Genomic DNA, 22,119 nt, shown 5'->3' with positions numbered 1-22,119 from the left:
CCATATCCCTGCAAGAAAGGAATGAAAAACTCGGTATGTTGACACAATCCTTGACCTCATCAAAAGGCGCGGTGTGGACGTTTCGTCAGGCTGGAGAAGAAGAATGGCTTCCGGCAACCGTGCCGGGCGGCGTGCATACCGACCTGCTGGCGCTTGGACGCATCCCCGACCCGTTTGTGGCGGATAACGAATTGAAAGTGCAGTGGGTTGCCGAAAGCGAGTGGGAATATCGCGGTGTGTTCACCGTCTCGCCCGAACTGGCACAAGCCCCGCATTTGTTCCTGGTTGCCGACGGCGTGGACACGCTGGCAGATGTGAGGCTTAACGGCAAAGTGTTGGGCAAGACAGAAAACGCCTTCCGCCAATATCGCTGGGACGTTGCCGGACTGGTGAAAGCGGGAGAGAACGAAATCCGCGTGTTCTTCCACTCAGCGGTGAAGTTCTGCCGCCAGCGCAATCAGGAAAAGCCCCTGACGCCTAAAGTGGGCATGTCGCTGGAAGGCTCGGTGTTCGTGCGTAAAGCCCCCTGCCAGTTCGGCTGGGACTGGGGACCGAAACTGCCGCCCATTGGGGTATGGCGAGATTTGCGCCTGGAAGGCTATACGCAGGCACGCCTGGATGATGTGCACTTCCGCCAGCGTGTGGAAGGCAAGAAAGCCTACATCTCTGCGGATGTAAGAGCCGAAGTGTGGGGCAAGACGCCCCTGACAGCGCATCTGCGGGTCACCGCGCCCAATGGCAAGAAGACTTTCGAAACCAGTGCGCCACTCGTCGAGGGGACTGCCGCCCTGCAAGTAGCCATCTCCAATCCGCAATTGTGGTGGCCTAACGGCTACGGCGATCAGCCCCTGTATCGCGTGGAAGTATGGCTGGAATCGTCCGAAGGTGTGGAAGACCAGAAAGCCGTGCAGATGGGCTTGCGTACCATTGAACTGCGCCGCGAACCCGATGAGTGGGGCGAATCCTTCACCTTTATCGTCAACGGCGTGCCCGTCTTCATGAAAGGCGCGGACTGGATTCCCGCTGATTCCTTCCCTACCCGTTTAACTGAAGCCCACTACGAGCATCTGATTCGCTCCGCCGCGGAGACCCATCAAAACATGCTGCGCGTTTGGGGCGGCGGCTTTTACGAAGACGAGCGCTTTTACGACCTGTGCGACCGCTACGGCATCCTGCTGTGGCACGATTTCATGTTCGCCTGCTACATCTACCCGCACGATGAAGCCGAGTTCATCGAGAACCTGCGCTATGAGGTAGAAGACAACGTCCGCCGCCTGCGCCACCGCACCTGCATCGCCCTGTGGTGCGGAAACAACGAGATGGAGCAGGGCTGGGCAGACTGGGGCTGGACCAACCCCACCAATCCCTTGATGGTGACCGAGCGCGAAGCCTATGAACGCTTCTTCTATCACACCCTGCCCGCTTGGGTGGAAAAGCTGGACCCCGACCGTCCCTACTGGCCCAGTTCGGCGTCATCGAATGAGCCGTTTGTCAACCCCAACAGCCAGGACCGCGGTGACATGCACTACTGGGACGTGTGGCACGGGCGCAAGCCTTTCACCGCGTACCGCACGGTGTACCCGCGCTTCATGAGCGAGTTCGGCTTCCAGTCGCTCCCCCCGCTGGAGACCATCCGCACCTACGCCGATCCCGAGGACTGGAACATGACCTCGTACATCATGGAGCATCATCAGCGCAGTGCCAGCGGCAACGGCTTGATGATTACGCAGATGACCGAGTCCTTCCGCATGCCCAAGGACTTCCCCTCACTGGTGTACCTGAGCATGGTCCTGCAAGCCGAGGGCATCCGCTACGGCGTGGAACACTGGCGGCGCAACCGCGACCGCGTCAGCGGGACGCTCTACTGGCAGTTGAACGACTGCTGGCCGGTGGCTTCCTGGTCAAGTATTGATTACTTCGGGCGCTGGAAAGCCCTGCACTACGCGGCAAAGCGTTTCTACGCGCCGGTTCTGCTCTCCATCGAAGATCAGGGAACAAAGATGAAAGTACATCTCACCAGCGACCTGACCACCGCATGGGAAGGCAGAGTGCGCTGGGCGCTGGTTTCGGTGGATGGGCAAATCGTCCTCTCCGGCGAAGTGCCCGTCAACCTCGCGCCCTTGTCCTCTCAGGCAGTCTTCTCCCAGGACTTTGCCGGGGTGGTATTTGGCGAGGAAGACCGAAGCCGCGAACTGGTTTTCCTGGCAGAACTGTACCGCGAAAATGAATGTATTTCCCGCTCGCTGGCGACTTTTGTCCCCAACAAGCACCTCAAACTGAGCGATCCGGGGCTGGAGTACTCCATCCACCGCGAGGGCAATCGAGCCGTCATCGTGGTGCAAGCCCGCAAACTGGCGCGCTTTGTGGAGTTGAAACTGGAAGGCGCGGATGTCATCTTCAGCGATAACTACTTTGACGTCCCGGCTGGCTTCAGCGTCACCGTCACCTGCCCTATTCCCAAAGGCTGGACGCTGAAACGGATGAGTAAAGCCCTGCGGGTGACCTCGCTGTACGAATCTTTCGCGTAAATTGATTCTCTTAATGTTCAAGCCGTCGGAGAGGACTCATTCTCTTCGGCGGCTTGATTTAACGGCGTCGAATCAGGTACACCCCGCCATCCTCACCTTTGTAAAGCACATCCAAAACATACAGGCGGGCAAGGTCTTCTGGCGCGTAATAGTGGGTATGCACCCCCGACTCATACCAGATAAGCACCCCTGTCTCTCCAGCAGGGAAATCCGGCAGGTACTGCTCCAGCGGATATTCAATGGCGTAATGCGGGTGACGACTCCACGGCGAACCTGAACAGGTATGACGGGTATACAGAAAAACCGCCGTGCGATAGTTGCTGTACAGGGGCAGCCCCTCAGGAACGCCTTCGGATTGCAGGTAAGCCGTCACCCCCGACTGGCGAAATTCGGGCGTGTTGAGGTAGTTGTAGAGCGGCGCACCATAGGTGCGCGTTTGCTGAAGGATATCCGCCCACTGACTCACCGAAGGAATACCCCAGAACAGACCCACTATCAAAGGTACCAGGAGAGAAGCCAGCCGCCAGCGTTTCAGCACACGCGCCAGCCCTTCCAGACCCGCCAGAATAAACATGAGAAAAGCGGGATAAATTGGCGCCATCAAACGGGCATCCAGGCGGGTAATATCGGCTTGGGTAGAGGAAATCAACAGAAAGGCAAAATATGCCACTCCCCAGAGGATGAACCAGCCCGCCAGGATTCCCGCCCTGCCCGCCAGATCGCCCCTGCGCCAGCGCACCAGAAACGCCAGCACGCCCAAAAACAGCAGGAAGCCCCCCAACATTCCCCAAGCAGGCAGAAAGCCTTCCGGGAACAACCAGAGACGCATTTCAGCCAAGCCAGCCTCAACGTTTTCTATCAACGTGAGGCGTGCAGGCGGCGGCGCGCCAAAGGGATGCCCGAAAAGGCGCAAATTGCGCACCATCCAGAAGGACATGGGGAGCGCAGAGACGAGCAGAAAAAGCCCCATACGTTCCAGGCGTTTACGCCAGGACACGCGGGAAAAGAACACTACCCAGCCAGCCCCAAGGGGGAGCAACAGCGCGCCGATATAGCGATCCAGCCACGCCAGCCCCGCCAGAACACCCGCTAAAAGCACGCCCCGCGTCCTGCTCATGGACGAGACAACCCATAAAAACGCCAGCACCAGCACCATGAACAGCAAATCTGAAAGCAGGTGAATGGACAGGGGGAACATGGAACGGGAGATGCCGAACAGTCCCGCACCCCATATCCCCAGCCAGCGACGGCGCGGGAAGATTTCCATGAACAGAAGCCCCGAGAGATACACGCTCGCTCCCAGCAGAAGAGCATTCACCCATCCGCCGGTCAGAAACGGATCGAGGGGAAATACACTCAGCCCCGCCAGCAAGAGCGGATACAGAGGCGGCCAGAGGCGGAAAGGCGTGCCGTCAAAGGTGATGAAGCCCCTGCCCTGAGCCACATGCATCCCCGTGGCAAGGTACTCCACCGAATCCCGGGCAACGCCGGCGCCGTAAGGGGCAATGGCAAACAGGGCACTCAAGGTAAGGAAAAGGGTAAGTCCGGCTAGCCAGCGCTTCATCAGGGAACACCCTAGACCTTATAATACAAATGCTAGCAAATGTCAAGAGCAAGTCCGGCTAACCAGCGCTTCATCAGGGAACACCCCATAAGCGCACCGTACCATCCTGCCCCAGCGAGAGAAGCAAACGGCTTTGCGGTGCAAATCCCAGGCGGGTCACCGCGCCGTGATGCCCGTAAAGGATGCGCAACACCTCTCCACTGCCTGCCCAGCGCAATTCAATGTGCCCATCCTGCCAGCCCACTGCCAGGAAAGCCCCATCCGGCGAGACTGCCAGCGCCGTCGGTGATTGCTGAGGGTCGTAATCGGATTTCCACAGGTCTGAGCCATCACCTGTCACCACAGCACGAAGAACTTGATTGCCCCCCACAAACAACGTTCCGCCATCCGGCGAGAAAGCCAGATCTTCCAGCCCTGCTCCACCGATGGTGCGTACCAGTGTCCCGTTCACCTGACGGAGATTCACCCCCGCAGAAGTCAGCACAGCCATTTGCTGGCTGGTTGGAGAAAAGAGGATGCGTGTCGCCAGATAAGGCTCTTCAATTCTCTTCGCCAGAAAATCACGCTCGAGATCATAGATATAGAGATAGCCGTTTTCCCCACTCCACGCTAGCCAGCGGGAATCGGGAGAGAACGCTACCGCCCACAAGCGCGGACCGGTCTCCCCCAAACGGGAGAGGAAACGCCCATCCGAAACGCGGTAGAGGTGCGCCATGCCCTCATTGCCGGTGGTGGCCATCGTCTGCCCGCCGGGAAAGACATCCACATCCCGAACCTCCCCGCTCAAGCCCTCGGTGATGGTGCGCAGAATTTGCCCATCCTGAATCTGTCGCAGTTCCACCCTGCCGAAGCCTGCCAGCGCCACCCACGAGCCATCCGGAGAAAGGACAAAATCGTTCAGCGGGGCAAAATGCTCGCCACTGGAAGCCAAACGTTCCCCGTCAGCAAGTTTCCAAACATCCACGCCGGAAGAAAACAAACGCGCCCCATCGGGAGAGAAAAGCATCTGCGCCGGTTCGCTCTCGCCCTGCAGGACCATGCGCGGCGCGCCTGATTCCCGCCAGAGACGCACCACCCGGTTGGCAAAGCCCACGGCGAGAGCATCGCCAGCGGGACTGTACGCCAGATTGATGATGGGCTGATCTCTGCCTTCGCCGCCGCTCAGGCTGAGGGTCGAGTGACGCACACCGTGCGGCACGGTGAAAATTTCCACGCGGTTAGTGTTCTGAAAATCAGCGCGCTGATCGGGGTACGCCACCGCCAGCAGAGATTCATCCGGCGAGAAAGTCATTCTGCCCGGCGCCGACTGCGAAGCCGGGAGCAGGGTAAGCGCTTCGCCCGTGCGGGCATCCACCAGTTGCACCAGCCCGCCACCGTGCAGGGCAACAAAACTTAAATTGGGCGAGAGCGCCGCTTCCCGTACCGCTGAACCCGGCGAAGGCAGGCGCTGTGTAGAGTCGAGTGTTCCGGCAAGCGCATTCCAGCGTTCCAGCAGAAGGGCGTTTTTCCCGCCCGGGTCGGGATAGAGCACTCCCAGGGTTTGCCCATCCCGGGCAACCAGCATTTCCACCGCCGTGGAAGCGCCCTGGGAAGGAAAAGCGCGCACCCACTCCAGCGAAGCGAGATTCCATTCTTCAATTTCCTCACCGGCAACGTACAGGCGGGTGGAATCCGGAGAAAACGTTACCTGAACGGGTTCCCAGACATTCAGCAGGGTGTGGAAGGTTAAGGGATTGGCACGGTACAGCACCACCCCCAGGCGGGTTGCCACCGCCAGCCATTCCCCATCCGAAGAGAGCGCCAAATCACGGCTGGAACCGTAACCCCAGCGCGCCAGTTCCACCACCTGGGGGAGATGAATCTCCAGAATTCCTTCAGGATTCAGGGCAAATGGCGTACCTGCCCGCACCGGCGTAGGCGTGGGGGTGGGCGTAGGGGTCGGCGTGGGGGTAAAGGTAGCGGTCGGAGAAGGCGTAACCGTTGCCGTCAAGGTAGGCGAAGGGCTGGGAGAAGGGGTAGACAGCGCTGGGGTGGGCGGAGCCGAACACGCGGTGAACAGCATCATCAGGCAAAGGCATACACCGCCGATGGTCCTCAGCGGCGCATTCCCGGAAACCTGTGGGCTTATTCTTCCTCCCAGTTCCATTGTCGGAGCGATTCCATCAAACTGTACAGGGTCAGATCGAGGTGCAAAGGCGTAATCGAGGCGTAACCTTCGGCGAGTGCGCCAATATCAGTGCCTTCTTCGGGAACGCCATCCGGCGGCTCACCGCCAATCCAGTAATAGGGTTTGTGGCGCGGGTCATAGCGGGTCACCAGGGCGTCGCGGTAAATGCGCTCTCCCAGGCGGGTAATGCGAATGCCTTTGATTTGGTCCAGCGGCAGGGGCGGAACGTTGACGTTCAGCACCACGCGCGGCGGCAAGCCGAAGCGCAAGACCCGTTCCACCACCCGGCGGGCAATTTGCGCGGCGGCGCTAAAATCGGGTTTACTGCCGTTAGCAGGCAGTTTCATGGAAACCGCCACGGCAGGCAGACCGGCAAGCGCGCCTTCCATAGCGGCGGTCACCGTACCGGAGTAAGTCATGTCCTGTCCCAGGTTCTCACCGGCGTTGATGCCGGACACCACTACATCCACTGGTTCCTGAATCACCCCCAGCAGAGCAAGGGCAACACAATCGGCGGGCGAACCATCCGAAGTAAGCGCAGGGGTGCCATCGGCGAGATGCGTTTCGCGCACCCGTAGAGGGCGGTCCATGGTTTTATCATGTCCCGAAGCCGACCAGTTGCGATCGGGAGCAAAGACCGTCACCTTGCCCAGGGTTTGCAGGGCTTGGGCAAGGGCTAAGATTCCCGGCGCATGCACGCCGTCATCGTTGGTAATGAGAACATGGGGCATAAATTTTTCACCTCTAAAGGAATTGTAACGTACGATTCAATTCCGGTTCCAGTGTTTCCACAAGGGATTGTCGTTCTTCCGGGGGCAGGAAACTGGCGCGTGCGGCATTCAGCACCACATCTTTGAACACGGCTACCGGCATTCCCAGTTCTTCCAGCGCTACGCGATACTCATCCGTCAGCGTAATTCGGGAAATACCAGGGTCATCAGTGTTAATGGTGACTTTCAAGCCTTCCCGGACCATCTGCGGCAGGGGGTGCTGACGAACTGCACCGACCACACCCGTCTGATGATTGCTGGTGATGCACACTTCAAAAGCAATGCCACGCTCCCGCGCGGCTTGAAGCACACGGGGGGTCTGCAGGACCTTGACGCCATGTCCGATGCGCTCTGCACCCAGGAACTCAATGGCTTCCAGAATATTCTCCGCCCCGCCCCACTCGCCGGCATGTACGGTCAATTGTAATCCATGCTTCTTTGCTTCACGGAAGACCCCCTCAAAAGGCAAGGCAGAAAACTCCACCTCGTTCCCCGCCAGATCGAAACCCACAATGCCACGCTCACGGCGCTGGATGGCGTATTCAACAATCTGCTCTGCCAGGTCCACCGGCTCGTGGCGATTGACCGAGACAATCAGACGGGTTTTAATGTTGTACTCCCGGCTGGCTTCTTCAGCGCTCTGGATGACCCAATCCATCACTTCGTCGTAAGAGAAACCCTGCAAGCGGCTGAGGGCAACCGGGGTGAAGCGCAGTTCCAGATAGCGCACGTTTTCCGCCGCCGCATCGGCAATGGCTTCTCGGGTGATGCGGCGAATCACCTCAGGGGAACGGTAAAACATGCGCAGGGTCTGAAATTTGGAAAGAAAGTTGGTAAAGGTCAGCGGCTCATCCTGTTGCATTTGCACCAGAGAGTGGAAATGCGTTTGAGGGATGGTCAAGCCATGCTGACGGGCAATATCCAGCAATGTTTCCAACCGCAGAGAACCCTCCAGATGGCGATGCAGATCCACTTTTGGAATTGCCCGGTACAGCGAGAGTTCACCTGTTGGAATGCGCGGATACCAGCCCATACTTCACTCCACCCTCCCTGATGTGATTATATATCAAGAGAGAGACCGGATGAAAACCTTTTCACTGCTTTTTATTGGAAAGCAAGCCGTACAGCACCCCTCCAACCACAATCAATACAATCACCGAGGTTGCCAGGATGATTCCGGTAGTCTGGGCGTAGTTCCCCAAATATTCCGGCGGAAGAGGGGTAACCGTAGGGGCAAGCATCTCGCCTTCGGACGTGGGGGTGGCTTCTACGGGTGAGGACTGCATCATGCCAGAACCCATGGAAAGGAACAGGAAAAACAACAACACCCCCAGCATGGCAAGTACCCGGAGATCGGCGTACTGAATCACCGAAGAGGTTTTTTCGTTCATTTTACCCCCGGATTGGCAACTTTTTTCACAGCGTCCTGTGTAGCAGAAGCCGGGAGAGTTTTCAACTGCAGAACTTCCAGAGTGCTCTCCCGCAAAACCGGTCCCAGAACGGTAATGACTTCATTAGAAGGAATCGGACGAGCAGTCTCAGCCATGCGTTGAAAAACCGGCACAAAAGATTGATTTTTCCACAAAGGAAAGGCACTGGGGCGTACGGGTAATACACCCGCGGCTTCACTCCATGCCCCCAGGAAATCACTTTGCGTCAGCCACTCGCACAAACGCGCCGCCAGCACGCGGCGTTGCGGATCAGGCTCTGCCACGGCTAACACCCAGCCGGTCGCCAGGCTGGCGGGGGCATCCCCCAACGAAGGGAGCGGAGCAAAGAGCGAATCTGGGGGGAAATCCGAGAGGTATGTGCTTACCCATGCCACCACCATGGTGGTGCGCTGATCCTGGTAAGCCTGCCAGGCTTGTGAATAGGTCTCAACCTGTGCCGTCCAGATGGGAATCACTGCCCGCTCTGCGGCACTGCGATACCACGTAAACACGGTTTGAAGTGGTGTTTCTTCCAGAAGAGGGCGGCGCTGAGTGTCCTGCGTATCTCCCCCTGCCGAAAGATAGAGCGCCAGCGTCACCAGACTCTGGTTTTCCTGCGCCGGAAAAGTAAAGGTATAGCGCTGCTCAAGAATTTCCTGCCAGGAATTGGGCGAATGCGCCAGCCACTCGCTGCGATAAACCAGCCCCAGGCTATCCCCCGCCATGGGCAAACCGTACACCGAGCCCTGCACCAGGGCGAGTTCGCGGGCATAATCATACCAGTCTGAGGTATCAATGGCTGTGCTTAACCCATCCAGCGGATAGATTATTCCCTTCAGCGCAGCATCTTCCAGATCGCGGCGAGGTAAAAGCACGGCCGAAGGCAAAGCCGCCGGCGCGGCGGCGCTGGCAAGGGTAAGTGAATCCAGCAGACCAGCCGGACCGTTCACGGCTTTCAAGCGCACACGAATTTGAATCCCGTTTTCCTGTTCAAAAGCCGCCAGGCGTTCCTTAAGCAGATTACCCGCGCGGCTGCCACTCTCAGGGTCAAATTGCGGCGGCAACCAGAGTACCAGCGGTTCGCTGACCGTAGGAGTTGCCAGGGCTTCCGTGGAAGGGGTTGGACTGACCGGGGGAGTGGCTGTCGGTAAGGGGGGAGAGGCAGTGGGCGTAGGGGATGCCAGCCAGGGGGGCAGACACCCACTGAGGAACAGCAGGGCGCTCAAAAGCAAAACAACCGCCCGCCTGAAAGGCTTCAGGCGATGCGGTTGAGAAGACGAGCGTTTGTAAGAAAGCCCAGCGCTCATTTCAGGGTAACCGGGGCGCTTAGCAAAGCCACCAGCAAGCGCACCGACTGCAGGACATCCTGATAATCTACCATTTCAGAGGGGCTGTGAATGTAGCGCGTTGGGATGGAAAGACATCCCGCCGGAACGCCGGCGCGGGTTAACTGCATGGCACGGGCATCTGTCGTGCCGCCTTCCAGCACTTCCAGTTGATAGGGGATACCGGCTTTCTCCGCCGTCTCCACCATCCAGCGGATGACACGGGGGTCGGAGAGCATGCCACTGTCGCGCACCTTGATGGCAGGTCCTTTGCCCAGCGCCACTTCCATCTTGACGCCCTTGGGGGTATCGCCGGTGCGGGTCACATCCACCGCCAGCGCCAGTTCGGGATCCACGCCGTACGCCGCGGTGGTAGCGCCGCGCAGTCCAACCTCTTCCTGCGTGCTGAAGATGAAATACAGTTCATGCGGGGTACTGGAGAGTTCCTTCAGGGCTTGAATCATCACCGCCACGCTGATGCGGTCATCCATGGCTTTGGAAACCAGGCGGTCGCCCAGTTCCATGAAGGGACGGTCAAACGCGGCAATATCTCCCACCTTCACCGGGCAGGTTTCGCGGCTGGACGCGCCTACGTCAATATACAGTTGATCCAGCGTGGGCAGAGCGGTGGCACTTTCCAGGCTTTCCATGTAAATCACGCCGCGCGTGCCGTTGAGGAACTGCACCCGCCCGCCAATGCACGTGCGCGGAGAGACGCCGCCAATGGTGGTAAAGCGCACAAAGCCATTTTCATCCACATGAGTGGCAATCACACCAATCTCGTCCATGTGAGCAGAAATGGCGATGCGCATACCGCCTTCCGAACGGCTTCCCTTGCGGGCAATCAGGTTGCCCAGCGCATCCACCTTGATTTCATCCGCCAAGCCTTCAATTTCCGCGCGCACCACCTCGCGCACCTTTTCTTCGTAGCCGGAAGGTCCTACGGTCTCTACCAGTTTTTGGATTAATGCTTTCATGGCTTTTCTTTCTCCATTCTATGATTGCAGGGTCGAATCGCTGAAGAACCTCAACGCTGAAGGATGCCCGCGTCCAGGCGCGAGAGGGCATAATACACCAGCGCGAGCGTGTTTTGCCAGTCATCCAGACGCGCCAGCATGATGGCGGTATGGGCAAAGCGTCCCGGTACCGAAACCGAGAGCGAAGGCACGCCCTCGCGCACGCGGTGAATAGCGCCGGCATTGGTGCCGCCTCCACCGGGCTGGCGGAACTGGAAGGGGATGCCCATCTGCTCGCCCGTCTGCGCAAAATGGCGCACCAGCCGCGGGTCGGACAGAGTTGCCGAGTCGGCAATGTACAGCGCAGGACCGGCGCCCAGGCGGGTGTTGTAGAAGATATTCTCACTGCCATCCCACATGGGCAGGTCGTTGGCGGGGGTCGAGTCCAGGGCAATTGCCAGTTGCGGGTTGAAAGCGTACGCCGCCGGGCGCGCGCCGCGCAAACCAATCTCTTCCTGGACGGTAAACGCCGCCAGCAGTTCAATGTTCTCCGGCGGGTTCTTGAACAGTTCGATGAGGGTTGCCACACCCAGACGGTCGTCCAGCGCCTTGCCAAACAGGGCATTGCCCGACTGCCAGAAGCGCGTGGCAAAGGTGGCGCGGTCGCCCACCTTGACCTTCTTACCGCCCTTCAGACCCACATCAATACGCAGGGACTCGATGGGAATCTTGCGTTCGGTCTCGCCTTCTTCGGTGAGGTGAATGGGTTTGGCGCCAATGATGCCGGGAACATTCTCTGCACCGACCAGCACCTTCTTGCCGGGCAGAGTGCGCTCGTCCAGCCCGCCCACGGCAACAAAACGGAACAGCCCATCCTTGTCGTCCTCGACAATCATGAAACCGACCTCGTCCATATGGGCATCCACCATCACCCGCAGGGCATTGGGGGTGCGGGCTTTGCGCACCGCCAGGACGTTGCCCAGCGCATCCACGCGCAGGTCATCGGCAAAGGGCTTGATTTCTTCAAGGACGATTTTGCGCACCTGGGCTTCATCGCCGGAAACGGCGCAGGCATTGGAGAGTTTTTCCAACAGAGCAATCTGCTCTGCGCCAATTTGAGGGGCAGGGGTTGCAGGGCTCATGGTTATGCCTCCTCCCATTGAATCTTCTTCACATCTTCAGGGGTTAACCGCAGGATGTACTCCGCCAGCAGTCTGCCCACACGGCGGATGTCGCTGAGCGAGACCACCTCCACCGGCGTGTGCATGTAACGCAGGGGAATACTCACCACCATGGTGGGAATGCCCTCAGCGACAATTTGCATGGCATAGGCATCGGTTCCGGAAGCACGCGGATAAACTTCAATCTCAAAGGGGATGTCCAGGCGTTCCGCCAGGGCTTTGAGGTCATCGAAGACGCGCGGATGCGACTGCGGACCCCAGCCCAGCACCACTCCGCCGCCCAGCGTCTTGCCGCGGTAATCGTTCACGCCCGGACCTTTGGCAAAGGTCACGTCAATGGCAATTGCCAGGGTGGGGCGAATCTCAAACGGCGAAGTGAACCCGCCGCCGAGGGTTTCCTCTTCCTGCGCAGTAGCCACGGCGTACACATCCCAATCGTGGGCGGCGCGCTGAAGCGTTTGCAGACAAACCGTCAGCGCGGCAACCGAAGCGCGGTTATCAAGGGTGTGACCGCAAATTAAATCCTCGGGGAGTTCCAGCGGTTCGGTATCAAAGGCAATGGGATCGCCAACCTTTACCAGGCGGCGCACTTCCTCGGCGGGTAAGCCGGTATCAATGAGCAGGTGCTTCATCTCCACCGGTTTGCCCTTCTGCGAGGGGGGCAGAAGGCGGTCAGAGGGCTGGACAATCACCCCGCGCAGAGGCTCTTTGCCGTACACGCGCACCGGCTGAGCCGGCAGAATACGCGGATCCAGCCCGCCTACCTCGGTAAAGCCGAGGAAGCCTTCCGGGGTGATGCGGGTGACCATCATGCCGATGGCATCCATGTGCGCCGCCAGCAAAATGCGCGGGCGCGGTTCGGGAGATGACCCGCGTTTGAGGGCGTGCAGACTGCCCAACGGGCTCACGCTGAGTTCATCCACCAGCGTCTGCCACTCACGGGAGATGACCTCCCGCGCGGGTGCTTCATAGCCGGAGAGACCCGGCAGGGAAATCAGTTCTTTGAGAAAGTCTTTTATGTCTGTCATAGTTGTCTTCGATCAGGGGGATGTTGTGGGGGCAACCGGCGTCTCTGTCTCGGTGGGCGAGGGAGGCACCGGCGTATTCGTCGCAGTAGGTGGCGGCGGCGTGGGAGTTGAGGTTGCCGTCACCGTTGGCGTAAAGGTGAAGAAAGTGGGGGTAAACGAGGGGGTCATCGTAGGCGTGCCGGTTCCCGTTGCGGTGAGGGTGATGAGGGTCGGCGAGGCTTGCGGCGGGGTCACTGTCACCGCAGGGGTTTCGGTGATGGTCGGGGTTACCGTGGGGGTGGCAGTGGGACGGTTGATCCAGGCATTGAACTGCAGAATACTGAGACCCACGCAGTAACAGGCAAAAGCCACCACAATGATGACAATCAAAACTTTACGAATTTCAGCGCGTTGCTGGTCGAGGTGATTTTCGTGTTCTGTCATAGATGTTCCCGCTTCCTTTCATCATAACATCAGCGGGACGATGTGGCAAGTTTTTTGAGAAGGGGCAAATTATCGAATCTAAATAATTCTGAGCGGACTGTCTAAACCTTCATAAACACAAGTCTTAAATTTCTGTTTCAACCTATTGACTTTTATTTTTTTTTGCTAAATTTATAAATAATTCCAAATTACACAATCATTCTTTTGGAGCAAACAATATATTGATCATTTTTGAGGAAGTGAAATGACTGAGAAATCAAAGATTTTCACTTCAATGCTAATGGGGACCATTTTTCTTTTATTTATCGCAATAGCAGGTCTGTTCATCCGTGTAAATCAGTTGCAAAATCAAATTTTAGTTTTAATGGAATATTTCCCTGTCGATGCAGGTCAGAACTCAGGCTTATCTATTGATACAAATGCGCCAGACTTTACTTTGCCAAACACAGACGGAAAATATTTTTCCTTACACGATTTCCTGGGACAAAAAATCTTATTGGGATTCTCATCCATTGATTGCCCTTACTGTAAAAAAATGTATCCCGAGCTTCGCTCTTTCAGTAAGAAATCTTCCAACCTACAAATTGTATTGATTTCAAGAGGAACACTTAAAGAGAATCAGGAATTAGTACAGGAACAACAATTCAACTTTCCCATCTTAACCCTTGAACAGGGGAACTCCGAAATTGGGAAAAATTTCCAAGTACCCGGAACGCCTTTCTTTTACGTAATCGATGAAGTTGGGAAAATTTGCAGTAAAGGGTTTGCAAATACTGAAGAGCATCTTGAGGAATTGATTAGAAAATGCAATCAAAACAGTAACTAAATTCTGTTAGATCTGTTAGAAAGGAGAGTTCTGAAATGATAGTTTATAGCAAATTCATTATTCGCTTGATTGTGATCTTCTTCGTCTTCTCAATTTTTCTAGCGGGAGCAAGTATCGTTTGGGCTTCCTCAGCCTCCTCACCTGTAAGTGCAAGTTGTCCATGTTTACCAGGGACTACATGTTGCGTGACACACACTTTGTGTGGATGGTGTCATTCAAAAGTATGTCCTGGCGGAATTGGAGTGCTCTACAATGGGATGCTGGAAATATGTTACGACTCACGCTGTAATCAAACCAGTGTCAAGGCAGGATGCCAGTACCTTCCCTGTGGAATAGGCAAGTGCCAATAATTATCATTTCCTGAGAAAATCTCAATACCATTATTGTGTAAATCTATCCTATACTTTTACTGGTAAGACTGCGTTCTACCTTCGGGTTGAAGGACAAACATCCGGAAGGTATCTTTTTCCTTTTGTTATGATGAAACGTGCTCTTAGCCAGTTAAGTTTCTCTTTTGCCATCTATGGGTACAGTACTTTCTGTTATTCATGTATTTCCTTTACGAGTGCATCTTTATTAGCATTTACGGATACTCAAACAGGTGATGGAATCATTGCCTTTGTGAAATATCTGGCAATCTTAAGCGCATTCCTCAGCCCATTCCTATTTTCTTCAGCCTTAAAACCAGAAGATACCCCTTCCCTTGAGTTACACAGTACTATGGCTTGCCCAAACTGGCAGGTTACTATATCCAGGATAATTGTTCACTGGCTAACTCTTATCTTTTCTTCAGCAGTTATCTCATGGGTTTCAGCATTCATCACAGAAAACCTATCTCAAGGTGTGCTTTTGGCCCTTGGTGTCATCAATGTCGCCAGCAATAGTTTATTTTTCGGGGGAATTGCGTTTTGGGGGACAATGATCGGGCGCGACTCAAGAAAAGGGCGGTTGTGGGGATTAATGGCATTTCTTTTCTCAATCCTGATCCCTTTTCCAAATTTTCTAAATCCGGTAATTTACCCATACAGAGTCATTGATGGTTTAGACTATCCTGTACTCTGGGGGGTATCCAGATCAATTTATTGTCTTTTGGGGGGATTAGCCTTTGCCCATGGGCTTTATCTTACAAACGATACAGACCGTTTGCTTTCAGGGGAATCTTCTCTGGCACATCAATCAGCAAACCATAAAAACGTTTTTTTCGAGAAAATAATCAGGGCATTCTCCGAGCCATTACCCATTCCTTCAAATCAATCCCTAGGGCTTATATGTTATGAAGCATGGCTCATTCTCGCAGAAGGCACAATCCCTATCATGGTAACGAGCATAAGTCTTTTATTTACATTTTTGTTGCCTCTTCTTGACGCACTGCGCTTGGGGTTTGACACATTGCCGTTATCTCTTATCCAATCTCATACTGCGCTGGTCTTCTTCCTTTTCCCTTTTCTTCCCATTTTTCTAGTTCAGCGGATTCCTCAGGATAGAAAACAATTACTGGATCAGTCCATACTGGCAAATATCTCTCCACAGAGATATCTCTTTGGTAAAGTAGCAGGAGCATGCGTTATTACTGGAGGAATCTATCTCCTCAGTCTCCTCCCTTCTTTTTTCCTGTTGACAATCACTGCCTTATTCAGTTCTCTGACACTCTTTTCGCATTACTTTGGAATACTTCTCTTGGGAGTCGTTCCCAGCCTGATGTATTTTTGCAGTTTGAGCATCCTGATTGGAGGAATGAGTGGAAAACAGCCTCCTGTATTCCTTGGGGGTTTAATCACCATCATCTTTCTTGTCCTTACTGTCATAACCGAAAATAATATCCTTGGAAATATCCTTTTTCCCACAGGACGCATGACGATTGAGACCTTCCTCAACCAGATGAGTCTTCAAATGGGCTTACTGTATATGCCAGCGGCATCCTCTCCGCCTGTAGTGCCATTTTATTACCTTCCCTTACCTGTTTTCTCCGGCGCATTGCAAACCTGGGCAATCTGGAACATTGCAATGAAAGTTTTTGAAAAGGATGTTTTTTCAGCATGATAGAGATTGAGAACTTAACAAAGGTCTATCCAAATGGCAAAAGAGCCCTGAACTCTCTCAGCCTGAACATCCATGAGGGAATGTTTGGCCTTATAGGTCCTAATGGAGCGGGAAAAACTACGCTCATGCGAATTCTCGCTACACTTCTTACTCCCACAGCAGGACGGGTACTTATATTTGGTAAGGATTTACAAACCCCAGAAGGAAAAGTAAGCACCAGAAAGTCTTTAGGATATTTGCCTCAGGAGATTGGCTTTCATCTCAAACTCACAGTGGAGCAGGAACTGGATTATTTTGCTATTCTGAAAAATATCACCGATCCGAAGGACAGAAATAGACAAATCGATAATGTGCTGGAACAGATAGGCTTAAGATCAGCCCGTAAAGAACGTATTCATACCCTTTCAGGGGGAATGAAGCGAAGATTAGGGATTGGAATTGCTCTCTTAGGAAGTCCTAAACTCCTCATTGTGGACGAACCCACCGCGAGCCTTGATCCAGCAGAAAGGGTTCATTTTCGGAATTTGCTGTTCCAATTGGCTGGAAAACGAATCGTCATCCTTTCCACTCACATCATTGAAGATGTTAACCAGGTTTGCTCGGATCTGGCAGTGATTACCAATGGAAATTTATTATTTCACGGCGCCCCGGAAATACTTCTTTCTCAAGTTAAAGGAAAAGTTCGGATAGTTCCAGAGTCGGAATTAAACGCCGAGAAAAACTTACGCCTTATCTCTTCTAAAACTACACCAAGCGGCACAGAACATCGCGTGCTTTCTTCAGAAAAGCCCTCTCACACATCTGAAAATATTGAACCCACCCTTGAAGATGCTTACCTCTGGTTAATTCAACAAACATCTGAAGAGAGTGAAAACGTCTAAAACTCTCTATCCCGTGGGATTCCCTTTAGGTTTCACCTGACGCTGTTTGATGAAGTAATCCAGCATCACCGCCAGGATGAACACCAGCCCCTTAACCACCTGCTGATTGTACGAGGGCATCTCCAGCAGATTCAAGCCATTGGACAGCACACCAATAATAAACGCCCCGGCGAGCGTCCCCGGAATACCGCCCACCCCACCAGCAAGGCTGGTGCCGCCCAGCACCGCCGCAGCGATGGCGTCCAGTTCCAAGCCCACGCCCACATTAGGCTGTGCCGACCAGAGCCTCGCGGTGAGAATCAGTCCGCTCAGCGCGGCGCACAACCCGCTGAGCAAATACACGCTGAACTTAACCAGCCCCACATTGACACCCGCCAGACGGGTGGTCTCTTCGCCGCCGCCCACCGCATAGATGTGCAATCCCAGCGGGGTGTGCTTGAGCAGGAAATACGCCAGTACTGCCACAACCGTCAGCACCCACACCGGGACGGGAATGCCCAGCGCGCCCTGCCCGCCCCAAAAGGTGAAGGCTTTATCCAGCCCGGCAATCGGACGCCCCTGGGTATAGACCAGCGTCAAGCCGCGGGCAACCGCCATGCTTGCCAGCGTTGCCACAAAGGGGGGGATGCGTCCCCAGACAATCATCGCGCCGTTCAGGAAACCAATGCCCAAGCCGGTGAGCAAGCCGATGAGCAACCCGGGATACGTCCCCAGCCCGCCGCGGGTTGCCAGCCCTGCCGCCAGCGCGCCGCTCAGCGCGGCAACCGAACCCACCGAAAGGTCAATCCCGCCGGTGATGATGGTCAGGGTCATCCCAATCGCCACCAGCGCGATGAGCGAGGTTTGCAGTGCCACGGTCAGCAAATTGCCCACCGTCAAAAACTCGGGGGAGAGCAGGGCAAACCACACCAGAATGACCAGCAGAATCAGATAGGTGCTGGTGCGGCGCAGGAAAGCGATGAATGAGAATGAATGATTTCCGTTCAGCATGTTTCCCCTCCCCATCACAGTTGACCGGTGGCGGCTTGCATGATGCGATCCTGCGTGGCTTCTTCGCGGGTCAGTTCCGCCACAATGCGCCCTTCGCGCATGACCAGAATGCGGTCGCTCACCCCCAGCACTTCCGGCAGTTCGGAAGAAATCATCAGGATTGCCATGCCCTGGGCGGCAAGTTCGCTCATCAGGGCGTGGATTTCGGCTTTAGCGCCCACATCCACCCCGCGGGTAGGCTCGTCCAGAATCAGCACCTTGGGGTTGAGGCTGAGCCAGCGGGAGATAATCACCTTTTGCTGATTCCCACCCGAAAGATTGCGCACCTTCTGATTCAAATGCGGGGTGCGCACCCGCAACCGCTCCACCAGTTCGCGGACAATGCGGTTGACCGCCTGAAAACGGATGAATCCCCAGCGCGAGAGGCGCTGAATCAGCCCGGCGGCGGCGTTGTAGCGCACACTCTGCCCGGCAAAGAGCCCCTGGGCTTTGCGGTCTTCAGGCACCAGTCCAATCCCCAGGCGGATGGCATCCTGCGGAGAACGCAACTGCACCTTCCTGCCCTCAAACCAGATTTCACCCGCTTCAAGGCGGTCGGCGCCGAACAGCAGGCGGGCAACATTGGTGCGCCCGGAGCCTACCAGCCCCGCCAGCCCGACAATCTCGCCGCGGTGCAGTTCCAGACTGACCCCGCGAACCTCGCGCCCGGCTTTCAGGTTGACGGCTTTCAGCACGGGCTCGCCGCGTTGAGCGGGCACTTTGGGGAAGAATTCAGTCAATTCGCGCCCCACCATCAGGCGCACCACCTCGGCGGGAGTGAACTCGGCGGCGTTGCCCACCGCCACCAGATGCCCGTCGCGCATCACGGCGATGCGGTCTGCCAGTTCAAAGACTTCTTCCAGGCGGTGAGAGATGTAAATCAGCGCCACACCTTCCTCGCGCAGGGAGCGCACCAGGCGGAAGAGCGTCTCCGTCTCGCGGGAAGTGAGCGAACTGGTGGGTTCATCCAGCGCAATCAGGCGGGCGTTGTAGGACAGGGCTTTGGCAATCTCCACCAGTTGCCGCTGGGCAATGCTCAAATCGGCAATGGTGGCTTGCGCCGAAACCTCAATGCCCAGCCGATCCAGTTCGCGCTGAGCCTGCGCGTACAAACGTTTCCAATCCACGCCAATGCCCCAGCGCCGCGGCTCGCGCCCGAGGAAAATATTCTGCCCCACGGTCAATTCGGGAATCAGCGCCAGTTCCTGGTGAATCATGGTGATGCCCAGTTCCAGCGCGCGGTGCGGCGAGGTGATGGACACCGGCTGTCCATCCAGAACAATCTTTCCCGAGTCCAGCGGCACCACCCCGTTGATAATGTTCATCAGGGTGGATTTTCCCGCGCCGTTCTCGCCCACCAGGGCTAAAATCTGATGCCCGTACACATCCAGGCTGACATCGCTCACGGCTTGAACGCCGGGGAAGGATTTATAGACATGCTCAAGTTTCAGGCGTGGAATGGCGGTATCGGTCATACTCCCTCATGCAAGAGGGATGGGGGCGGCACACACTGCGCCACCCCCACCCGGGTGTCAGAAGATTATTTCACCGTGTCTTTGGTGACCAGATTGAGCGGTACGGGGATGGAAGCATCCACTTTCTCGCCCTTGAGGTACTTGACGGCGGTTTCCACTGCCATCTGCCCCATCACCGCGGGCTGTTGCGCCACGGTAGCGGCGAGTTTGCCATCCTTGACTGCCTGGACGGCGTCGTCAATGGCATCGAAGCCAACGAAGACGATGCCCGTGCGTCCAGCCGCTTCAGCCGCCTGAATGGCGCCCAGAATCATTTCGTCGTTGTGCGCAAACACACCGGCGATCTCCGGCTGAGCCTGCAGGATGTTCTCGAAAACCTTCAAGCCCTTGTCACGGTTGAAATCAGCGGTCTGCTGAGCAACAATGACGGCGTCCTTGCAGGACGTGGACATGTACTCATTGAAGCCCTGTCCGCGGTCGCGCGCGGCAGAAGTACCGGCAATGCCCTGCAGTTCGACCACGTTGCCCTTGCCGCCAATGGCTTTGCAGAGGAATTCTGCCGCCATCTTGCCGCCCGCCACATTATCCGAAGCGATGTGGCTGACCACCGTTCCGCCGTTGGAGCCGCGATCCACGGTGAAGACGGGGATGCCGGCTTCATTGGCTTTCTGAATGGCGGGGACGACTGCGTCGGAGTCGGTGGGGTTGATGAGCAGTGCCGAAACCTTCTTGTTGATGAGGTCTTCGATGCCCGCGGTCATCTTGGCGGAGTCATCCTGCGCATCTACCACAATGAGTTTAACGCCCGCGGCGTCGGCGGCTTTCTGCGCGCCATCCCGCAGGGTGACGAAGAAGGGGTTGTTCAGGGTCGAGAGAACCAGCCCGAGGGTGATTTCACCACCCTGCTGAGGCGCCTGGGTAGCGGTTTGCGCCGCCGGGGTGCATGCCGCCAGCACCAGCACGAAAGCCAGAAGCAGATAGACGATTGAACGTTTCATGTTTCTCCTCCTAAAATGTGAGTCCACTGAATGGATAGGTTTGAACAGTCACGGATACGATTGATTGAATTTCACTCCATCCCTTCTTTTCCTTCATCAACCTCCTTTCCAGCCCGCTCATTTCGAGGGTGGACTGAAGACTTTGTACAGCAACAGCGCCAGAGCGATAACCACGCCCTTGACGACCTGCTCCCACAAGGGGGAGACATTCAACAAATTGAGACCGTTATTGAGGGTCTCGATGAGCAAAGCACCCAGCAGGGTGCCCGCCAGCCCGCCTTCGCCGCCGGAGAAACTGGTGCCGCCCACCACCACCGCGGCAATGGCATTGAACTCATAGCCCTGCCCGATGATGGGTTGTGCCGAATCCAGACGGGCAACCAGCACCAGCCCTGCCAGCGCGGCGCAAAATCCCGAAATGGCGTACACCAGCACGGTCATGCGATCCACGGGAACGCCCGCCAGGCGCGCGGCGGTGGGATTATCGCCCAGCAGATAAATCTGCGCGCCGTATTTGGTACGGCTGAGGAACACCCAGCCAAGGGCAAACACCGCCAGCGAGAGAATCACCGGCATGGGAATACCCGCCACCACGCCCGTGCCGATCCAGCGGAAGGTTGCCGGCAAACCGGTGATGGGCTGTCCCTGGGTGTACAGCAGGGTCAAGCCGCGCGCCACGGTGAGCATGCCCAGCGTGGCGATGAAAGGCGGAATCTTCGCGCGGGTAATCATCAAGCCGTTAATGACTCCCAGCAGTGTGCCAATGCCCAGTGCAGAGGCGACCGCCAGCCCTACCGGGGTTCCCTGCTTCATGAGAGAAGCGCCCACGGTGACGGAGAGCGCCAGCACCGAACCGACCGAGAGGTCAATCCCGCCGGTGAGGATAACGATGGTCATCCCCACGCTGACAATGCCGTTGATGGTTGCCTGCCGCAGAACGTTCATCAGGTTGGCGGGGGTGAGGAAGCGCTCCGAGAGCAGGGAGAGCGCTATCATCAGCAAAAGGAAGGAAAAGACCAGCCCAAAGCGCTGGAAAAACGCGCGGCGGTCAAAGGCAACGGGGCGGGAAGCAACCTGACTCATGCGCTGGCTCTCCACATCCTAGAAGACCACACCCGAAACCAGAATGACGTTGGCGTAGGGGGTAAACTCGCCGGTGCGCACCACCGCGCGGGCATCGCGGGTAAGACGCTTGAGTTCCTCGTGGCTCACCTCGATGAAAGGCGTATCGGGAAGCAGGCGCTTCAACTCCGCCAGCACCTGCGGGCTGACCTCGCCGGTTTCCTTTGCCACGATGACCTTTTCCACTTGCATCTCGCTCAGCACGGCGCGCACGGTATCGAGAAACGGGGGCATGTTGCGGGTGAGCGCCAGATCAATGCGGTAGGTTTCGGCGGGAATGGGCAAACCCGCATCGCCAATCACCAGCATATCGCCGTGTCCAAGGGTGGCAATGACTTCCGAAAGCGCGCTGTTCAGCAGGGCAGTTTTCTTCATG

The 22,119-nt window shown here is 56.3% G+C and carries 19 protein-coding genes; 4 read left to right on the top strand and 15 right to left on the bottom strand.

The window, feature by feature from the left end; all coding sequences use genetic code 11:
• The first annotated feature begins 35 nt into the window (after positions 1-35).
• Complete coding sequence (locus tag ANT_RS02785; RefSeq protein ID WP_013558991.1) at positions 36-2,528, top strand: beta-mannosidase; 2,493 nt, start codon at positions 36-38, stop codon at positions 2,526-2,528.
• A gap of 58 nt (positions 2,529-2,586) precedes the next feature.
• Here the strand turns inward: ANT_RS02785 and ANT_RS02780 are convergent, their stop codons facing one another.
• The 10 genes from ANT_RS02780 to ANT_RS02735 form a co-directional block, all read right to left on the bottom strand.
• The gene (locus ANT_RS02780; RefSeq protein WP_013558990.1) at positions 2,587-4,092 is read right to left on the bottom strand and encodes a hypothetical protein; all 1,506 of its coding nucleotides are present in this window, start codon (positions 4,090-4,092) and stop codon (positions 2,587-2,589) included.
• A 73-nt stretch (positions 4,093-4,165) separates the two neighbouring features.
• The gene (locus ANT_RS02775; protein ID WP_041454549.1) at positions 4,166-6,238 is read right to left on the bottom strand and encodes a WD40 repeat domain-containing protein; all 2,073 of its coding nucleotides are present in this window, start codon (positions 6,236-6,238) and stop codon (positions 4,166-4,168) included.
• Positions 6,217-6,990: a 5'/3'-nucleotidase SurE gene (gene surE, locus ANT_RS02770; protein ID WP_013558988.1), complete on the bottom strand. Its 774-nt coding sequence runs from the start codon at positions 6,988-6,990 to the stop codon at positions 6,217-6,219. The genes ANT_RS02775 and surE overlap by 22 nt, the downstream gene beginning before the upstream one ends.
• A gap of 13 nt (positions 6,991-7,003) precedes the next feature.
• The gene (gene add, locus ANT_RS02765) at positions 7,004-8,062 is read right to left on the bottom strand and encodes an adenosine deaminase (RefSeq protein WP_013558987.1); all 1,059 of its coding nucleotides are present in this window, start codon (positions 8,060-8,062) and stop codon (positions 7,004-7,006) included.
• 61 nt (positions 8,063-8,123) lie between these two features.
• Entirely contained in the window at positions 8,124-8,420 is a 297-nt protein-coding gene (locus ANT_RS02760) for a hypothetical protein (protein ID WP_013558986.1), read from the bottom strand.
• Positions 8,417-9,766, bottom strand: coding sequence for an extracellular solute-binding protein (locus ANT_RS02755; RefSeq protein ID WP_013558985.1), 1,350 nt, complete (start codon positions 9,764-9,766; stop codon positions 8,417-8,419). The genes ANT_RS02760 and ANT_RS02755 overlap by 4 nt, the downstream gene beginning before the upstream one ends.
• Complete coding sequence (locus ANT_RS02750; protein WP_013558984.1) at positions 9,763-10,761, bottom strand: M42 family metallopeptidase; 999 nt, start codon at positions 10,759-10,761, stop codon at positions 9,763-9,765. Before ANT_RS02750 ends, ANT_RS02755 begins: the two co-directional genes overlap by 4 nt.
• A gap of 50 nt (positions 10,762-10,811) precedes the next feature.
• The gene (locus ANT_RS02745; RefSeq protein ID WP_013558983.1) at positions 10,812-11,882 is read right to left on the bottom strand and encodes a M42 family metallopeptidase; all 1,071 of its coding nucleotides are present in this window, start codon (positions 11,880-11,882) and stop codon (positions 10,812-10,814) included.
• Between the two features lie 2 nt (positions 11,883-11,884).
• The gene (locus tag ANT_RS02740; RefSeq protein ID WP_013558982.1) at positions 11,885-12,949 is read right to left on the bottom strand and encodes a M42 family metallopeptidase; all 1,065 of its coding nucleotides are present in this window, start codon (positions 12,947-12,949) and stop codon (positions 11,885-11,887) included.
• 12 nt (positions 12,950-12,961) lie between these two features.
• On the bottom strand, positions 12,962-13,372 hold the full coding sequence (locus ANT_RS02735) for a hypothetical protein (protein WP_013558981.1): 411 nt from the start codon (positions 13,370-13,372) through the stop codon (positions 12,962-12,964).
• Between the two features lie 244 nt (positions 13,373-13,616).
• Here ANT_RS02735 and ANT_RS02730 point away from each other — a divergent pair, with 244 nt between their 5' ends.
• The 3 genes from ANT_RS02730 (at position 13,617) to ANT_RS02720 (ending at position 17,119) form a co-directional block, all read left to right on the top strand.
• On the top strand, positions 13,617-14,198 hold the full coding sequence (locus tag ANT_RS02730; RefSeq protein ID WP_013558980.1) for a peroxiredoxin family protein: 582 nt from the start codon (positions 13,617-13,619) through the stop codon (positions 14,196-14,198).
• Between the two features lie 477 nt (positions 14,199-14,675).
• Entirely contained in the window at positions 14,676-16,238 is a 1,563-nt protein-coding gene (locus tag ANT_RS17270; RefSeq protein WP_013558979.1) for a hypothetical protein, read from the top strand.
• Positions 16,235-17,119 (top strand): ATP-binding cassette domain-containing protein, encoded by an 885-nt coding sequence (locus tag ANT_RS02720; protein ID WP_013558978.1) that lies wholly within the window; start codon positions 16,235-16,237, stop codon positions 17,117-17,119. The genes ANT_RS17270 and ANT_RS02720 overlap by 4 nt, the downstream gene beginning before the upstream one ends.
• A 6-nt stretch (positions 17,120-17,125) precedes the next feature.
• Here ANT_RS02720 and ANT_RS02715 read toward each other — a convergent pair whose 3' ends face one another.
• From ANT_RS02715 to rbsD, 5 genes are all read right to left on the bottom strand, one after another.
• Positions 17,126-18,109, bottom strand: coding sequence for an ABC transporter permease (locus tag ANT_RS02715; RefSeq protein WP_013558977.1), 984 nt, complete (start codon positions 18,107-18,109; stop codon positions 17,126-17,128).
• Between the two features lie 14 nt (positions 18,110-18,123).
• Entirely contained in the window at positions 18,124-19,623 is a 1,500-nt protein-coding gene (locus ANT_RS02710; protein ID WP_013558976.1) for a sugar ABC transporter ATP-binding protein, read from the bottom strand.
• A 65-nt stretch (positions 19,624-19,688) separates the two neighbouring features.
• Positions 19,689-20,621, bottom strand: a complete 933-nt coding sequence (rbsB, locus tag ANT_RS02705) for a ribose ABC transporter substrate-binding protein RbsB (RefSeq protein WP_013558975.1) — start codon at positions 20,619-20,621, stop codon at positions 19,689-19,691.
• Between the two features lie 117 nt (positions 20,622-20,738).
• Positions 20,739-21,704, bottom strand: coding sequence for an ABC transporter permease (locus tag ANT_RS02700; protein WP_013558974.1), 966 nt, complete (start codon positions 21,702-21,704; stop codon positions 20,739-20,741).
• A gap of 18 nt (positions 21,705-21,722) precedes the next feature.
• On the bottom strand, positions 21,723-22,118 hold the full coding sequence (gene rbsD, locus ANT_RS02695; RefSeq protein ID WP_013558973.1) for a D-ribose pyranase: 396 nt from the start codon (positions 22,116-22,118) through the stop codon (positions 21,723-21,725).
• Between the last annotated feature and the right edge of the window lies 1 nt (position 22,119).

It is taken from the genome of Anaerolinea thermophila UNI-1 (genome assembly GCF_000199675.1).
GTDB classification, from domain to species: domain Bacteria; phylum Chloroflexota; class Anaerolineae; order Anaerolineales; family Anaerolineaceae; genus Anaerolinea; species Anaerolinea thermophila.
This window is presented reverse-complemented; position numbering and strand designations above follow the sequence as displayed.

What these genes read in the sequence shown, in the direction of transcription:
- ANT_RS02785 (WP_013558991.1), top strand. Translation starts at nt 36, where the DNA reads ATGTTGACACAATCCTTGACCTCATCAAAAGGCGCGGTGTGGACGTTT.
- ANT_RS02780 (WP_013558990.1), bottom strand. Translation starts at nt 4,092, where the DNA reads ATGAAGCGCTGGCTAGCCGGACTTACCCTTTTCCTTACCTTGAGTGCC.
- ANT_RS02775 (WP_041454549.1), bottom strand. Translation starts at nt 6,238, where the DNA reads ATGGAACTGGGAGGAAGAATAAGCCCACAGGTTTCCGGGAATGCGCCG.
- surE (WP_013558988.1), bottom strand. Translation starts at nt 6,990, where the DNA reads ATGCCCCATGTTCTCATTACCAACGATGACGGCGTGCATGCGCCGGGA.
- add (WP_013558987.1), bottom strand. Translation starts at nt 8,062, where the DNA reads ATGGGCTGGTATCCGCGCATTCCAACAGGTGAACTCTCGCTGTACCGG.
- ANT_RS02760 (WP_013558986.1), bottom strand. Translation starts at nt 8,420, where the DNA reads ATGAACGAAAAAACCTCTTCGGTGATTCAGTACGCCGATCTCCGGGTA.
- ANT_RS02755 (WP_013558985.1), bottom strand. Translation starts at nt 9,766, where the DNA reads ATGAGCGCTGGGCTTTCTTACAAACGCTCGTCTTCTCAACCGCATCGC.
- ANT_RS02750 (WP_013558984.1), bottom strand. Translation starts at nt 10,761, where the DNA reads ATGAAAGCATTAATCCAAAAACTGGTAGAGACCGTAGGACCTTCCGGC.
- ANT_RS02745 (WP_013558983.1), bottom strand. Translation starts at nt 11,882, where the DNA reads ATGAGCCCTGCAACCCCTGCCCCTCAAATTGGCGCAGAGCAGATTGCT.
- ANT_RS02740 (WP_013558982.1), bottom strand. Translation starts at nt 12,949, where the DNA reads ATGACAGACATAAAAGACTTTCTCAAAGAACTGATTTCCCTGCCGGGT.
- ANT_RS02735 (WP_013558981.1), bottom strand. Translation starts at nt 13,372, where the DNA reads ATGACAGAACACGAAAATCACCTCGACCAGCAACGCGCTGAAATTCGT.
- ANT_RS02730 (WP_013558980.1), top strand. Translation starts at nt 13,617, where the DNA reads ATGACTGAGAAATCAAAGATTTTCACTTCAATGCTAATGGGGACCATT.
- ANT_RS17270 (WP_013558979.1), top strand. Translation starts at nt 14,676, where the DNA reads ATGATGAAACGTGCTCTTAGCCAGTTAAGTTTCTCTTTTGCCATCTAT.
- ANT_RS02720 (WP_013558978.1), top strand. Translation starts at nt 16,235, where the DNA reads ATGATAGAGATTGAGAACTTAACAAAGGTCTATCCAAATGGCAAAAGA.
- ANT_RS02715 (WP_013558977.1), bottom strand. Translation starts at nt 18,109, where the DNA reads ATGCTGAACGGAAATCATTCATTCTCATTCATCGCTTTCCTGCGCCGC.
- ANT_RS02710 (WP_013558976.1), bottom strand. Translation starts at nt 19,623, where the DNA reads ATGACCGATACCGCCATTCCACGCCTGAAACTTGAGCATGTCTATAAA.
- rbsB (WP_013558975.1), bottom strand. Translation starts at nt 20,621, where the DNA reads ATGAAACGTTCAATCGTCTATCTGCTTCTGGCTTTCGTGCTGGTGCTG.
- ANT_RS02700 (WP_013558974.1), bottom strand. Translation starts at nt 21,704, where the DNA reads ATGAGTCAGGTTGCTTCCCGCCCCGTTGCCTTTGACCGCCGCGCGTTT.
- rbsD (WP_013558973.1), bottom strand. Translation starts at nt 22,118, where the DNA reads ATGAAGAAAACTGCCCTGCTGAACAGCGCGCTTTCGGAAGTCATTGCC.